Annotated in this window: 14 protein-coding genes and 1 other RNA gene; 6 read left to right on the forward strand and 9 right to left on the reverse strand. The window is 62.6% G+C overall.

The features are described 5' to 3' along the window. Positions 1–10: 10 nt before the first annotated feature. From ON753_RS23965 to tkt, 9 genes are all read right to left on the reverse strand, one after another. Positions 11–1,207, reverse strand: a complete 1,197-nt coding sequence (locus tag ON753_RS23965; RefSeq protein WP_265966240.1) for a tetratricopeptide repeat protein — start codon at positions 1,205–1,207, stop codon at positions 11–13. A 27-nt stretch (positions 1,208–1,234) separates the two neighbouring features. Continuing rightward, entirely contained in the window at positions 1,235–1,876 is a 642-nt protein-coding gene (locus tag ON753_RS23970; RefSeq protein WP_265966242.1) for a thiamine phosphate synthase, read from the reverse strand. 126 nt (positions 1,877–2,002) lie between these two features. Then, complete coding sequence (fba, locus tag ON753_RS23975; protein WP_265966244.1) at positions 2,003–3,070, reverse strand: class II fructose-bisphosphate aldolase; 1,068 nt, start codon at positions 3,068–3,070, stop codon at positions 2,003–2,005. A 342-nt stretch (positions 3,071–3,412) separates the two neighbouring features. Next, the gene (locus tag ON753_RS23980) at positions 3,413–3,784 is read right to left on the reverse strand and encodes a VOC family protein (RefSeq protein ID WP_265966245.1); all 372 of its coding nucleotides are present in this window, start codon (positions 3,782–3,784) and stop codon (positions 3,413–3,415) included. A gap of 87 nt (positions 3,785–3,871) precedes the next feature. Then, entirely contained in the window at positions 3,872–5,065 is a 1,194-nt protein-coding gene (locus tag ON753_RS23985; protein ID WP_265966248.1) for a phosphoglycerate kinase, read from the reverse strand. Positions 5,066–5,079: 14 nt separating this feature from the next. Then, positions 5,080–5,703 (reverse strand): LysE family transporter, encoded by a 624-nt coding sequence (locus ON753_RS23990; protein ID WP_265966251.1) that lies wholly within the window; start codon positions 5,701–5,703, stop codon positions 5,080–5,082. Positions 5,704–5,945: 242 nt separating this feature from the next. Next, entirely contained in the window at positions 5,946–6,140 is a 195-nt protein-coding gene (locus ON753_RS23995) for a hypothetical protein (protein ID WP_265966253.1), read from the reverse strand. Positions 6,141–6,307: 167 nt separating this feature from the next. Beyond that, positions 6,308–7,318 (reverse strand): type I glyceraldehyde-3-phosphate dehydrogenase, encoded by a 1,011-nt coding sequence (gene gap, locus ON753_RS24000; protein ID WP_265966256.1) that lies wholly within the window; start codon positions 7,316–7,318, stop codon positions 6,308–6,310. Between the two features lie 144 nt (positions 7,319–7,462). Further along, positions 7,463–9,451, reverse strand: a complete 1,989-nt coding sequence (gene tkt, locus ON753_RS24005) for a transketolase (RefSeq protein ID WP_265966259.1) — start codon at positions 9,449–9,451, stop codon at positions 7,463–7,465. Positions 9,452–9,890: 439 nt separating this feature from the next. Between tkt and ON753_RS24010 the strand changes: the two genes are divergently transcribed. The 6 genes from ON753_RS24010 to ON753_RS24035 all read left to right on the forward strand — a co-directional run bounded on the left by ON753_RS24010 (position 9,891) and on the right by ON753_RS24035 (position 13,311). Next, positions 9,891–10,169, forward strand: a complete 279-nt coding sequence (locus tag ON753_RS24010; RefSeq protein WP_265966261.1) for a DUF4164 domain-containing protein — start codon at positions 9,891–9,893, stop codon at positions 10,167–10,169. 6 nt (positions 10,170–10,175) lie between these two features. Then, positions 10,176–10,556: a cell division protein ZapA gene (locus ON753_RS24015; RefSeq protein ID WP_265966264.1), complete on the forward strand. Its 381-nt coding sequence runs from the start codon at positions 10,176–10,178 to the stop codon at positions 10,554–10,556. A gap of 94 nt (positions 10,557–10,650) precedes the next feature. After that, positions 10,651–10,804: non-coding RNA, 6S RNA (gene ssrS / locus ON753_RS24020), on the forward strand. 175 nt (positions 10,805–10,979) lie between these two features. Beyond that, positions 10,980–11,558, forward strand: coding sequence for a 5-formyltetrahydrofolate cyclo-ligase (locus ON753_RS24025; RefSeq protein WP_265966265.1), 579 nt, complete (start codon positions 10,980–10,982; stop codon positions 11,556–11,558). 38 nt (positions 11,559–11,596) lie between these two features. Then, positions 11,597–12,427 carry a TIGR00282 family metallophosphoesterase gene (locus tag ON753_RS24030; RefSeq protein ID WP_265966267.1) on the forward strand — a complete coding sequence of 277 codons (831 nt, stop codon included), beginning with the start codon at positions 11,597–11,599 and terminating at the stop codon, positions 12,425–12,427. Positions 12,428–12,564: 137 nt separating this feature from the next. Then, entirely contained in the window at positions 12,565–13,311 is a 747-nt protein-coding gene (locus tag ON753_RS24035) for a YebC/PmpR family DNA-binding transcriptional regulator (RefSeq protein ID WP_265966270.1), read from the forward strand. The last annotated feature ends 339 nt before the right edge of the window (positions 13,312–13,650 follow it).

Genomic DNA, 13,650 nt, shown 5'->3' on the forward strand with positions numbered 1-13,650 from the left:
ATTGCAAAGTTTACGGAGATTCCCTGGCCGGATCCTCGGAGGGCGCCATCAGCGTCGCCGAATACTGCTCCGCCAGTTTGCGGGCTTCGCCCATGGTTTCCTCATCGAGGGATTCCACGATCCGGTCGAGTTCCAGATCGTTGACGCCGAGCGTGCGGGCGATCAGGTGCCAGCCGGCGGCGGCCGCATAATCCTGTTCCCGGCCGCGGCCGTAGGCATAGATCCGCGCCAGCCGGTTCATGGCGACCGGGTTGCCGGAGGTCGCGGCGCGCTCGAACCAGTCGGCGGCTTCCGCCTCGTTGGGTTCGACCCCTTTGCCCTGGAAGCGGAGGATGCCGTAATAGACCTGCGCGGACTTGTGGCCGCGCCGTGCGGCCCGGCCCAGCCAGAAGGCGCCCTGGCCGGGGTCGTTCAGGCCGCTCCGCGATTCCAGATAGGACAGGCCGAGGGCATATTGTGCTTCCGGATCGTTGAGTTTGGCGGCCTTTTCCAGGAGTTCGCGCGCCTTTTCCTCGTCATAGGGCCGGCCTTCGCCTTCCTGGTAAAGCAGGGCGAGATTGTAGAGCGCGGAGGCATTGCCCGCGTCGGCGGCCTGCTCGAAGAGATCGGCGGCCTTCTCCTTGTCCTTTTCCACGCCGGTGCCGAGCAGGTGGAACTGGGCAAGCTGCATGGCCGACCCGGCATCGCCGGCCTTGGCCGCGAGGGCGTACCAGTCGGCTGCCTTGGCCTTGTCCTGCTTGATGCCGAGACCGGCCTCGTGCAACACGCCGAGCAGCGCCTGAGCCGCCTTGTTGCCTGCCTCGGCCAGCGGCGTGGCCAGGCCCAGGGCGGTCAGGAACCAGCCGCGCTGGAATGCGGAGTAGGCGGTGTCCGCCGTCGCCTGCTCACCTTCCTCGAGTTTCGGCGGGCCGACATCGACGATGCTCAAAAGGGTCTTGCTGTTGGTCGTGACATCGACCAGCACGGACTGCTGGCCGGGGGCAACGGCTGCCGGCGGGTTGACTTGCGGCGGGACAACTTCGGCCGCGTCGCCTTCAGGCGGGGCTGCTTGCGGTGCGCCGTCTTCCGCCGCCGTGTCCGGCGTGGCGTCCGTTCCGCCGCTCTCCTGCGCCAGCAGGCCGGGGCCGGGCAGGGCGATCAGCAGTGCGGCGGCCAGGAGGAGCGCGGTCCGGCTGTTCCGGCAAAGCCAACTCATTTCCTTCGCCATTTCGTCCTCATTTGTGGGTCCGCACCCCTAGTCGGTGTCAACAAACGGATGGGCCTCCAGAATCCGGTTAGCCTCCGAAATCACTGTTGAGATATCCGCGCCGGATTGCCAGACGGCATCCTTCAGCGCCACGAAATCCGCTCCCGTTGCCGCCACATCCCCAAGGGTATCGATCGAGTTTCCGGCAAGGGCGACGCAGGGTGTCTGGAAGAGTTCCGCCCACCACTCGGCACTCGAAAGCGTTCTGGGGTGGGCGTTTTCCTCTTCTTCGAGGTCCAGCTTGCCGAAGAAGATATAATCGACACCGGTTTCCGCCCATTCCATGGCGTCGTGCTTGAGCTTGGTGCCGCCCGTGCCGACGATCTTCTCGGGCTGGAAGCTTTCCACCGCCAGCTTCAGGTCGTCCAGGGAAGTGTCGACATGAACGCCGTCCGCGCCGCTTCTGCCCGCGGCCTGGGTGTCCTGGTAGACGATCGCCGCCGCGCCGCCTTCCTGGATGACCGGCACCAGCGTTGTCGCTGCCGCCTGGATGTCCTTGGTGCCTGCGCCGGGCATGTAGATCATCACGCACGCGATGTCGCCGCCGGAGAAGGCCTGCTTGAGCTTTCCGCCCAGGTCAGCGGCATCGAATTCCGGTGGCGTTATCAGAAAAATGCGCGGGCGGTTCACGTTGGATGGTCCTGCTCGATCGGGTGCAAATGGCACATTGCCATGTTCTTGTCCCTAATGACGGCGAAAGAGGGACGCAAGGCCCCTCTTTCAAGAAAGTGAATGAAACCGTCCCTGGACCGCCGATTACTTGATTTTCGGATCCAGGCTGCCGTCCTGGTAGCGCTTGGCCATGTCGCTCAGGGGGATGATCTTCTTGATCTTCGCGGCCTGGCCCGCGGTGTTGAACGCTTCCAGCCGCTCGGCGCAGAGTTTCTGCATGGCTTCGCGGGCCGGTTTCAGGTATTTGCGCGGGTCGAATTCGCCCGGATTCTCGCTCAGGACCTTGCGGATCTGGCCGGTCATGGCCATGCGGTTGTCGGTGTCGATATTGACCTTGCGCACGCCGTTCTTGATGCCGCGCTGGATTTCCTCCACCGGCACGCCCCAGGTCTGGGGCATTTCCCCGCCATACCGGTTGATGATGTCCTGAAGGTCCTGGGGCACGGAGGAGGAGCCGTGCATCACCAGATGAGTGTCCGGCAGGCGGCGGTGGATTTCCTCGATCACGTGCATGGCGAGAATTTCGCCGTCCGGCTGGCGGGTGAACTTGTAGGCGCCGTGGCTGGTGCCCATGGCGATGGCAAGCGCGTCGACCTTGGTTTCCGCGACGAACTTCACCGCCTCGTCCGGGTTGGTCAGCAGCTGATCATGGCTGAGCTTTCCTTCCGCGCCGTGGCCGTCTTCCTTGTCGCCCATGCCGGTTTCCAGGGAGCCGAGCACGCCGAGTTCGCCTTCAACGGAGATGCCGCCGAGATGGGCCATGTCGGTCACGGTCTTGGTGACGTCGACATTGTAGTCCCAATCGGCCGGTGTCTTGCCGTCCGCCAGCAGCGAGCCGTCCATCATGACCGAGGTGAAGCCGGACTGGATGGCGGTCATGCAGGTCTGCGGGTTGTTGCCGTGGTCCAGGTGAACGCAGACCGGGATATGCGGATAGATCTCGGACACCGCATCCATCATGTGTTTCAGCATCACGTCATGGGCATAGGCGCGGGCGCCGCGGGAGGCCTGGATGATCACCGGGGAGTCGGTCTGGTCGGCCGCTGCCATGATCGCCAGCGCCTGCTCCATGTTGTTGATGTTGAATGCCGGAACGCCGTAATCGTGTTCGGCGGCGTGGTCGAGAAGCTGGCGAAGGGTAATACGTGCCATCGATAAATCTCCCGTTGTCCGGTTTCTGCAGCCGTCCGGCTGGCTTGTCTTTTGTCACCGGTGTTGCGGTGCTTCAGAGAATAAGGCGATAGATATGGATCATTTGATGGCACCTTGCCGCCGACAGGTCGTTTTCCGTCACCCGAAGGGCCAAACGATTCATAGTGATCGCCTCATGCTTCAATCCATGGCGGTTCTAACAAGATTTCCCGCAGTTAAAAGTGGGGTCTTGCTGCCTAAACCAATTAAAATACAAAGGCATGCCGGAAAAACGCAGCGGGCAATTAATTCGTTCCACAAATTAATTCAGGCGGTCGGCGGGCGGATCCGTGCAGGCGCAGTTCAGCCAATCGGAGAACTGATATCGATGAAGGTGCCGGCGGGATCCCGCAGGATCATCCGCCGCTGGCCGTAGGGCATTTCACGCGGCGCCTCGACGATATTGGCGTTCATGGTCACCGCCTGCTCATAGACGGTGTCGCAGTCCGCCACGACGAAAGTCAGGATCACCCCGGCCGGGGCACGCTGCGCCCGGGCCGGAACGATCTCGCTGGTCTGGTTGAGGATGCCGAGCTCGTGGCCGGGATTGTCGGGATCGACCAGGCTGATGAACCAGTCCGAAGTGAACTGCCGCTGCAATCCCAGCAGCTTTTCGTAGAAGGCCGCCGTCACGGCGACCTCTTCCGTCAGGATGTTGGTGAAACAGCGGTGCATTCCGTCTCCTTCCGGCCGGATCAGCCTGCATTCAGGCTTGTCCGCCTGAATGCAGCAAAGCTAATCGCTCTCCAGATGCCCGGCCGGTCAGGCCCCGAGGGCAGTCACGCCCGGCAGGTCCTTGCCTTCCAGCCATTCCAGGAAAGCTCCGCCTGCCGTGGAGACGTAGGAGAAATCGTCCGCGGCCCCGGCATGGTTCAGTGCTGCAACCGTATCGCCGCCGCCGGCAACGGAATTCAGCTTGCCGGCCCTGGTGTTTTCCGCCGCATGCTTTGCCGCGGCAACGGTCGCCCGATCGAAAGGCTCGATTTCGAAGGCGCCGAGAGGCCCGTTCCAGACCAGTGTCCGGGCGGTGTCGATGCGCGCCTTGACGGCTTCGATGGAGGCCGCGCCGACGTCGAGGATCATGGCGTCTGCCGGAATGGCGTCAAGCGCGACCGTTTCGTTGGCGGCGCCGGCCTTGAATTCCCTGGCAACCACGGCATCTTCCGGCAGCACGATCTCGCATCCGGATTTTTCGGCCGCCGCCATGATCTTATTCACCGTATCGGCAAGGTCATGCTCGCACAGCGACTTGCCCACGTCGATGCCTTTTGCGGCCAGGAACGTGTTGGCCATGCCGCCGCCGATCACCAGCATGTCGACCCGGGACACGAGATTTTCCAGGAGGTCGATCTTGGACGAGACCTTGGCGCCGCCGACCACGGCGAGAACCGGACGGACCGGCTGTCCGAGGGCGGAGACGAGCGCTTCCAGTTCGGCCTGCATGGTCCGGCCGGCATAGGCCGGAAGAAGTCTGGCGATGCCTTCGGTGGAGCCATGCGCGCGGTGGGCGGCGGAGAAGGCGTCATTCACGTAGATGTCGCCGTTTTCGGCCAGCGCCCTGGCAAAGTCCGGATCGTTCTTTTCCTCACCCTTGTGATAACGGGTGTTCTCAAGCAGCAGAACGTCGCCCTCCGCCATGGCCGCAACGGCGCCGGAAGCGGCCTGGCCGATGCAGTCGCCGGCAAAGGCAACCGGCCGGCCGAGCAGGGAACTGACCGCCGGCGCGACCGGGGCAAGCGACATTTCCGGCACGCGCTCGCCTTTCGGGCGGCCGAAATGGGCGAGCAGGATGACCTTCGCCTTCTTGTCGAAAAGCTCGCGGATGGTCGGCAGAACCCGCTCGATGCGCGTGGCGTCGGACACGTTGCCGCCGTCCATCGGGACGTTCAGGTCAACGCGGACCAGAACCCGTTTGCCGGCAATGTCGGTGAGGTCGTCGAGAGTCTTGAAAGCCATGGAAGCACCTGTAGTCAGGGACGGGTCGAGTTGGTTGTGACAGCGATACCGATACCGAACAAGGTCAGCAGGACGCCGAAGGAGCGCTCCATCCAGAGTTTGGCGCGCACGAACTGCTGCCGCACGGCAGGGAGCGTGAAGAACAGCGTCACGAGGACGAACCACAGGAATACGCCGCTCGCCATGATGACGCCATAGCCGATCTGCGTCCAAAGCGCGGTCGACGGCGAGGTGACCTGCAGGAAGACGCTCAGGGCGAACATGGTCGCCTTCGGGTTGGTCACATTTGTCAGGAAGCCCCAACGCAGAGCTCTCATCGGCGGCATGCCGGACTGAGCTCCGCCGGCGGGCATTTCCCTCGATGCGGTCCGGTACATGGTGACGCCAAGGAAGATGAGATAGGCAGCGCCGATCAGTTTGAGTGCATTGAAGAGCAGGATCGACTGGGAAACGATCAGGCCGATGCCGGCCAGTGCATAGGTGATATGGACACCGAGGGCGAGCGCGATGCCGAGGGCGGTCATGATGCCGGCGAGACGTCCGCCGATCAGGGCGTTCCGCAGGACGACGGCGAAGTCCGGTCCCGGCACGATGGCGACGACGATGGTCAGGGAAACGACGGTGAGAAGTTCGAGCACAGGCACTCCGAATATCAAGATAGAATGGATGCAGGGGGATGCACTTTAGCGGTTCATCCCTCCAGGGTCGTGGTTCTTCAATCTCGACGCCCTTGAGCGGTGCACATCCGGTCGCCATTTTCGCTGACGTTGTGGGTTGTCACCTTCCCTGGAGCGTTCAAGGAAATAAATGCCGATGTCGGCAAGCACGAATAACACCAAGAGGAAAAACGCGTGGCCGATGCAATGCTTTTCGTCCTGGTTCAGTCGTTCTTGCCTGGAATTTCGGACCTTTGCTGAATGTCGGTTTCGATCTCGGAGGTGCCGACGTCCGGTTCCCAGTCCTGATCCGACGGGGCCCGTTGCTGTTCTTCCTTGAGGTCGGCCCAATAGAAGACGAGACCCACGAGGCAACCAACCGCAACTAACGACCCAAGAATGACAAGTAGCGGGGTCATGACGGCGTCTCCGGATTTGAACTGCATTTGCGCGGTTCAAGTCTACATGACCTTTGTCCGGAACGTCTGCCTGAAATGATGTTCGAGCGGCGGTTTTCTTTTTGGGAAGGGCGCTGACACCGACAAGAAAGACGCCGGAGAGTGTCCGGCGTCTTCTCTAGGCTGGATCAGATGAGCTTTGCCATCGCGACGGCCGTGTCGGCCATACGGTTGGAGAAGCCCCACTCGTTGTCGTACCAGGACAGGATGCGCACGAAGGTGCCGTCCAGGACCTTGGTCTGGTCCATATGGAATACCGACGAGTGGCTGTCATGGTTGAAATCCATGGAGACCAGCGGCTCGTCCGTGTAGCCGAGGATGCCCTTCAGTTTGCCGTCGGCGGCTTCCCTGATGGCCGCGTTGATTTCCTCGACCGTGGTTCCGCGCTTGGCGATGAAGTTGAGGTCGACCACGGAAACGTTCGGGGTCGGAACGCGGATGGCGACGCCGTCCAGCTTGCCGTTGAGTTCCGGCAGAACCAGGCCGACGGCCTTTGCGGCGCCGGTCGAGGTCGGGATCATGGACATGGCGGCCGCGCGGGCGCGGTACAGGTCCTTGTGCATCGTATCCAGCGTCGGCTGGTCGCCGGTATAGGAGTGGATCGTGGTCATGAAGCCTTTTTCGATGCCGACGGCTTCGTTGAGGACGTAGGCGACCGGAGACAGGCAGTTGGTGGTGCAGGACGCGTTGGAAACGACCAGGTCGTCCGCGGTCAGCGCATCGTGGTTGACGCCGAAGACGATGGTCTTGTCGGCGCCCGCCGCCGGGGCGGAGACCAGAACGCGCTTGGCGCCGGCTTCCAGGTGGAGCGACGCTTTTTCCTTCGCGGTGAAGATGCCGGTGCATTCCATGGCAATGTCGACGCCGAGCTCGCCCCAGGGCAGGTCCTTCGGGTCGCGGATCGCGGTCACCTTGATCGGCTTGCCGCCGTCGATGGAGATGGTGTCGCCTTCGACGGTGACCTTGGCCGGGAACCGGCCATGAACGGAATCGTAGCGCAAGAGGTGCGCATTGGTTTCAACCGGTCCGAGATCGTTGATGCCGACAACTTCGATGTCGGTGCGGCCGGATTCGACGATGCCGCGCAAGACATTCCGGCCGATGCGGCCAAAACCATTGATTGCTACCTTGGTAACCATATTCCACTCCCGCAATCTTCGGCACCGTTCGAGGAGGCCGGCGCCAATTGGTAAGCCACTGTTGAGGTGGCCGTGATGAGAGCACGCCTGTGCTCGGGGCTCGGCGGCATTAGGAGGACTGCTGCCGCCGGTGTTCTAGGTCGTTCAAGCTTCGAGCCTGGCCTTCGCGGCCGCGGCGACGGCATCCGCGGTGATGCCGAAATGTTCGTAGAGGTCCTTGTAGGGGCCGCTGGCACCGAAGCCGGTCATGCCGATGAAGGTGCCGTCGTTGCCGATGAAACGGTCCCAGCCCATGCGGATGCCCGCTTCGACGGCGATCTTCACCGGGCTGTCGCCGATGACGGACGCCTTGTAGTCGTCAGACTGCGCTTCGAAGAGTTCGAAGGATGGAACGGAAACGACCCGTGCCGCAATGCCGGCCGCGATCAGTTCCTTGTGAGCGGCCGCGGCGATTTCCACTTCGGAACCGGACGCGAATATCGTCACTGCCGCATCCGTGTCGCTGTCGATCAGGATATAGGCGCCTCGTGCGCACAGATTGTCTTCCTCATAGGACTTGCGCAGGGACGGCAGGTTCTGGCGGGTAAGGGCCAGGACCGACGGGCCTTTGCGGTTTTCCAGGGACAGCTGCCAGCATTCGAGCGTTTCGGTGATGTCCGCCGGACGGAAGAAGGTCAGGTTCGGAATCGCGCGCATGGCCGCGAAATGCTCCACCGGCTGGTGGGTCGGACCGTCTTCGCCGAGGCCGATGGAATCGTGCGTCATCACGTGGATGACGCGCTGGCCCATCAGCGCCGCCAGGCGGATCGACGGACGGCAGTAGTCGGAAAAGATCAGGAAGCCGCCGGAATAGGGAATCAGGCCGCCATGCAGCGCAATGCCGTTCATGGCCGCGGCCATGCCGTGCTCGCGCACGCCGTAGTGGATATAGCGGCCGGAGAAGTCGGTCGGCGTGATGGGTTTGGTCTGCGGCGTCTTGGTGTTGTTGGATCCGGAGAGATCCGCGGAGCCGCCGATGGTTTCCGGCACCACTTCATTGATGACCGTCAGAACGGCTTCGGAAGCCTTTCGCGTCGCCATGGTCGGCTGTTCGTCGGCAAGCTTCTTCTTGTAGTCCTGCATGGCCTTGTTGAAGCCGGCCGGCAGGTCACCGCGGTTGCGGCGCTCGAAGTCGGCGCGGATTTCGGAATCCGCCTCGGCGAACCGCTTCTGCCAATCCCGGTGCGCGTGGGCGGACCTGAGGCCGGCGATGCGCCAGGCGTCCAGAATGTCGCTGGGAACCTCGAACGGCGCGTGCGGCCAGTTCAGAGCGGTACGGGTGCCCTTGATTTCCTCCGCGCCCAGAGGCGAGCCGTGCACCTTTTCGGTGCCGGCCTTGGTCGGTGCGCCGAAGCCGATCGTGGTCTTGGCGGCAATCAGGGTCGGTTTGTCGCTGGCCTGGGCCTGGCGGATGGTCGCGGAAATGGCCACCGGGTCATGGCCGTCGACCGACAGCGTGTTCCAGCCGGAAGCGGCGAACCGGGCCAGCTGATCGGTGCTGTCGGTAATCTCGACCTTGCCGTCGATGGAAATGCCGTTGTCGTCCCAGATGACGATCAGCTTGTTCAGTTTGAGGTGGCCCGCCAGTGACAGGGCTTCCTGGCTGATGCCTTCCATGAGACAGCCGTCGCCGGCCAGCACATAGGTGTAGTGATCGACGAGCTTGGCGCCGTAGCGCTCGGTCTGCAGGCGTTCGGCAATTGCCATGCCGACGGCGTTGCCGAGACCCTGGCCGAGAGGGCCTGTCGTGGTTTCGATCCCGGCGCCGTGGCCGTATTCCGGGTGTCCGGCCGTGCGGGAACCGAGCTGGCGGAAGTTCTTGAGTTCGTCCAGCGTGAAATCTTCATAGCCGAGCAGGTAAAGCAGGCTGTAGAGAAGCATGGAGCCGTGGCCGGCGGAGAGTACGAAGCGGTCGCGGTCCGGCCAGTGTGGGGCTGTCGGATCGAACTTCAGGAATTCGGTGAACAGGACAGTTGCGATGTCTGCTGTGCCCATGGGCAGTCCCGGGTGACCGGATTTGGCCTTTTCCACGGCATCGATGGCAAGAAAGCGGATCGCATTTGCCATGCGCTGGTGTTTATCAAGATCGGTCATCATCTTCCCGTTGCTTACAGCCCCGATTACCGGAGCGGACCACTCGGTCGGGTCCATTTGAGGTACGTTACTCAAGAGCCGACTGTCGTCAGTTTCGTTCAGGCGCCAGACAAATATCAGGAACCGGCAGCGAGTCAATAAAGCTGCGTGTACGGTCGGGAGGAATAAAATTCCGGTCCGCAGTGTCACAGAGTTGAGGATTCCGCCAATGGCGGCATTGACGCAGAGAAGATGTGGCGCCTAATCTTGGCGTCTTGGTAAGGATTTGCTTTTTCGCCGCAAACTTGCGTTTGAATGCCATAATTGACGTGCATTCAATTCAGCCAAGAGATGCGCGGGCAGATGCGCCGATCTCCGGTTTGTCGGATTGGAAGGAACAGGCCGCCGCCGTAGCCGTAAAACTGTTGGGACGACGTTATAGATGTCGGAAGTCGACTGTATGGAAAAGACCAGCCTTACCGACGCGGTTAAACGCCTGGAGGCGGCGGTGGGCCATCTGGAAACGGCGGTGCAGCGGCGCATGGACGCGGACAGGTCCTTGAACGCCCTGCAGGACGATCTGCAGCGGCTCGGAGAAGACCGGTCCCAGCTCGCGGCCTCTCTCGATGAGAGCCAGGCCCGGGCATCGCGGCTGGAAGAAGCCAACAAGGATGTCTCCCGGCGCCTGGTATCGGCCATGGAAACCATACGCAGCGTCCTCGACGCGCATGGAGGCTAGGCACGGATGGCGCAGATTTCGGTCACGATCAACGGCAAGTCCTTCCGGATGGCCTGTGACGACGGCGAGGAAGACCGGCTGATAGGGCTCGCCGCCCGGTTCGACGGCTGGATTTCCGAGCTGAAGGTCGCCTTCGGTGAAATCGGCGATCAGCGGCTGACGGTCATGGCCGGCATCATGGCGGCGGACCAGCTTTCGGAAATGGAACGCAAGGTCGCCGGCCTGGAGCAGGAAATTGCCGACGCCAAGCGCCAGCAGGTCGATGCGCTGGACAATATGAGCCAGAACGAACAGGAGCTTTCCAGGGCGATCAACACCGCGGCGGCGCGGATCGAAAGCCTTGCGGACGGTCTCAGCAAGAGCTTGCGCTCGCCTGAAAGCTCCTGAACCGGGAAGGGCCCGGACCGCAATCGAAAAATTCATTTGCGATGAAACCCGCGCGGCTCTGGAAATTGCCCGGGCGCAGGTTTATATGCGTTAGTCGCGGCTGCCCGATACGTCAGGAAAATTTCCCCGGGGCCTTACGCTTTCCCTTGGGAGCTGTCCCTGCTCTGGACCGTGGTCCGTTGCACACGGCGCCCACCTACATAGTAGGTTTCCCGGGATCGCAATTCCAACGGTCGGTCGGCCGCACAGGATCGCCCACGCGGGCGGTCCGAGCCCTCGGGTGCGGACCCGTGAACCCGGACGCCAGCGGCGTTCTTCGGTGCAACCGGGAACCGCGGTGCGCGAGGCTTGAAAACCGGCCGGGTTTCCTGCACCTTCGCGCCTTGCATCCCATCTCGTGTGTCCGTACCCTGACGAGGGCCAATGACTGCCATTCCCCAGCTCGCTGCAGAAAAAGACTTGCTCCGCCGGCAGGCGCTTGCCCGCCGCAAGGCTATGAGCGACGTCGAGCGGATCGAAAAGAGCCTCTTGCTGGCGGACTATGCCGACGGACTGCCGATCGCGGACAGTGCCGTGGTCGCGGGCTTCTGGCCGATCCGCGAGGAAATCGACCCCAGGCCGCTGCTGGATTGCCTGCGTCAGAAAGGGCACACGCTGTGCCTTCCGGTGGTCGCGGAGCCTTATCTGGTGTTCCGGAAGCTGGAACGCGATGCGGATCTGGTGCCCGTGGGGTTCGGTACCATGGCGCCCGGCCCCGCAGCGCAGGCGGTGCGCCCCGACGTCCTGCTGATGCCGCTGGCCGGTTTTGACAACGCGGGCAACCGTATCGGCTACGGCAAGGGTCACTATGACAAGGTGATCACCGCGCTGGAGGAGACCGGGCCGCTGCTGTGCATCGGGCTTGCATTTTCCGAACAAGAGGTTGACCGCGTGCCTGTGGAGGCGCATGACAAGCCCTTGAACGGGATATTGACCGAACAGGGTTACAGGGCGTTCGGCTGACCGGCCAGGGCCGGCCTCAGGGCGTCCAGTGAGGACTTATGCGTATTTTGTTTCTGGGCGATCTTGTCGGCCGTGTCGGCCGCACGGCTGTTATCGAGAAATTGCCTGAGCTGGTGGAGCACAATCAGCTCGATTTCGTTATCGTCAACGGTGAAAATTCGGCTTCCGGTTTCGGCATTACCGAGGCCATCCTCCAGGACGTCCTGGATGCGGGCGCCGACGTCGTCACCACAGGCAACCATGTCTGGGACCAGCGCGAGACGCTTGTCTATATCGAACGTCAGGACCGCCTGCTGCGCCCGGTCAACTATCCGCCCGGAACGCCGGGCAGGGGCGCGCACCTCTATACGGCGCGCAATGGCGCCCAGGTGATGGTCGCCAATGTCATGGGCCGGATCTTCATGGATGCGCTGGACGACCCGTTTGCCGCCGTCGGCCGGGTGGTGGACGAATGCCCGCTCGGCCAGGTGGCGGACGCTATCGTTATCGACATGCATGCCGAGGCGACCAGCGAAAAGCAGGCGATGGCGCATTTCCTGGACGGCCGGGTCAGCCTTGTCGTGGGCACGCATACGCATGTTCCGACGGCCGATCACCAGATCCTGGAAAACGGCACGGCCTATATCTCGGACGCGGGCATGTGCGGGGCCTATGACAGCGTGCTGGGCATGGACAAGGACGAGCCGGTGAACCGTTTCCAGCGAAAGATCCCGCGCTCCCGGTTTACACCGGCCACAGGCCGGGCCACCATCAGCGGCGTCGCCATCGAGACCGACGACAGCACCGGACTGGCGGAGCGCATAGCGCCGGTCAGGATCGGCGGGCGGCTGGAGCCGGCTCTGCCCGCCTTCTGGCCGTCGGCGGGCTGACCGGGCCGTTTCCGCCTTCGGGCCGCGCCTGACGGCAAGCCCGTCCACGCGGCGCTGCAAGCTGGATTTTCCGAGCCAACTTGCCTATAAGCGGCGCAGTTTTCATTGAAATCATCCGTAGAGAACCGAGAAGAGCCATGGCAGGCCATTCAAAATTCAAGAACATCATGCACCGCAAAGGACGCCAGGACGCGGCCCGGTCCAAGATGTTTTCCAAGCTGTCAAAGGAAATCACCGTCGCGGCGAAGATGGGCGATCCGGATCCGGACGCCAACCCGCGCCTGCGCCTGGCCGTCCAGAACGCCAAGGCGCAGTCCATGCCCAAGGACAACATCCAGCGCGCGATCAACAAGTCGCAGTCAGGCGACGGCGACAACTACGAGGAAATCCGCTACGAGGGCTACGGCCCGGCAGGTGTTGCCATCGTCGTCGAGGCGCTGACCGACAACCGCAACCGCTCCGCCTCTAACATACGCTCGTATTTCACCAAATGCGGCGGGTCCCTGGGCGAAACCGGTTCGGTCTCCTTCATGTTCGACCGGGTCGGCGAGATCGTCTACAAGCCGGACGCCGGGGAAGCGGAAGCGGTTCTGGACGCCGCCATCGAAGCCGGTGCCGAAGACGTCCAGTCGGACGAGGGCGGCCACACCATCTACACCGCCTTTGAAGACCTGAACGACGTCGCCACGGCTTTGGAAGATGCGCTGGGCGAGGCGGAGTCCACCAAGATCATCTGGAAGCCGCAGAACCTGACGCCGGTCGACGCGGACAAGGCCCAGACGCTCATGAAGCTGATCGACATGCTGGAAGACGATGACGACGTTCAGAACGTCTATTCGAATTTCGACGTCGACGAGGAAACCATGGCGGCGCTGGCGTCCTGAGGCGCCTCGACGGTTGCGAAGAGATACCGACACCAGCGGGGTCAATTTGCTGACGAGGTAGTGCCTTTCCGTCGTCATCCCGGCCAAGCGCAGCGCGAGCCGGGATCGGAGAGCCGCTACCTTTCGTCTTTCAGGGCATCCGGCGTTCGGAAGATCGCAGGCAGGATGCCCGGCCCCTTGAAAGCGTTCACCTTCTCTGCATTCAGGCAAGTCGGCCTGAATGCAGGTCGATCTGTCCGACAGATCGTGGCTCTCCGATCCCGGATCTCCGCTTCGCTGCGTCCGGGAGGACGATCTGAGGGTCTGTCATCAACGTGCCCCGGCGTTGCCGGGGTTTTT

Source organism: Roseibium salinum, from assembly GCF_026240905.1.
Taxonomy (GTDB): Bacteria; Pseudomonadota; Alphaproteobacteria; order Rhizobiales; family Stappiaceae; genus Roseibium; species Roseibium salinum.

What these genes read in the sequence shown, in the direction of transcription:
- ON753_RS24015 (WP_265966264.1), top strand. Translation starts at nt 10,176, where the DNA reads ATGGCGCAGATTTCGGTCACGATCAACGGCAAGTCCTTCCGGATGGCC.
- fba (WP_265966244.1), bottom strand. Translation starts at nt 3,070, where the DNA reads ATGGCACGTATTACCCTTCGCCAGCTTCTCGACCACGCCGCCGAACAC.
- ON753_RS23980 (WP_265966245.1), bottom strand. Translation starts at nt 3,784, where the DNA reads ATGCACCGCTGTTTCACCAACATCCTGACGGAAGAGGTCGCCGTGACG.
- ON753_RS24030 (WP_265966267.1), top strand. Translation starts at nt 11,597, where the DNA reads ATGCGTATTTTGTTTCTGGGCGATCTTGTCGGCCGTGTCGGCCGCACG.
- ON753_RS23965 (WP_265966240.1), bottom strand. Translation starts at nt 1,207, where the DNA reads ATGGCGAAGGAAATGAGTTGGCTTTGCCGGAACAGCCGGACCGCGCTC.
- ON753_RS24010 (WP_265966261.1), top strand. Translation starts at nt 9,891, where the DNA reads ATGGAAAAGACCAGCCTTACCGACGCGGTTAAACGCCTGGAGGCGGCG.
- ON753_RS23985 (WP_265966248.1), bottom strand. Translation starts at nt 5,065, where the DNA reads ATGGCTTTCAAGACTCTCGACGACCTCACCGACATTGCCGGCAAACGG.
- ON753_RS24035 (WP_265966270.1), top strand. Translation starts at nt 12,565, where the DNA reads ATGGCAGGCCATTCAAAATTCAAGAACATCATGCACCGCAAAGGACGC.
- ON753_RS23995 (WP_265966253.1), bottom strand. Translation starts at nt 6,140, where the DNA reads ATGACCCCGCTACTTGTCATTCTTGGGTCGTTAGTTGCGGTTGGTTGC.
- ON753_RS24025 (WP_265966265.1), top strand. Translation starts at nt 10,980, where the DNA reads ATGACTGCCATTCCCCAGCTCGCTGCAGAAAAAGACTTGCTCCGCCGG.
- gap (WP_265966256.1), bottom strand. Translation starts at nt 7,318, where the DNA reads ATGGTTACCAAGGTAGCAATCAATGGTTTTGGCCGCATCGGCCGGAAT.
- tkt (WP_265966259.1), bottom strand. Translation starts at nt 9,451, where the DNA reads ATGACCGATCTTGATAAACACCAGCGCATGGCAAATGCGATCCGCTTT.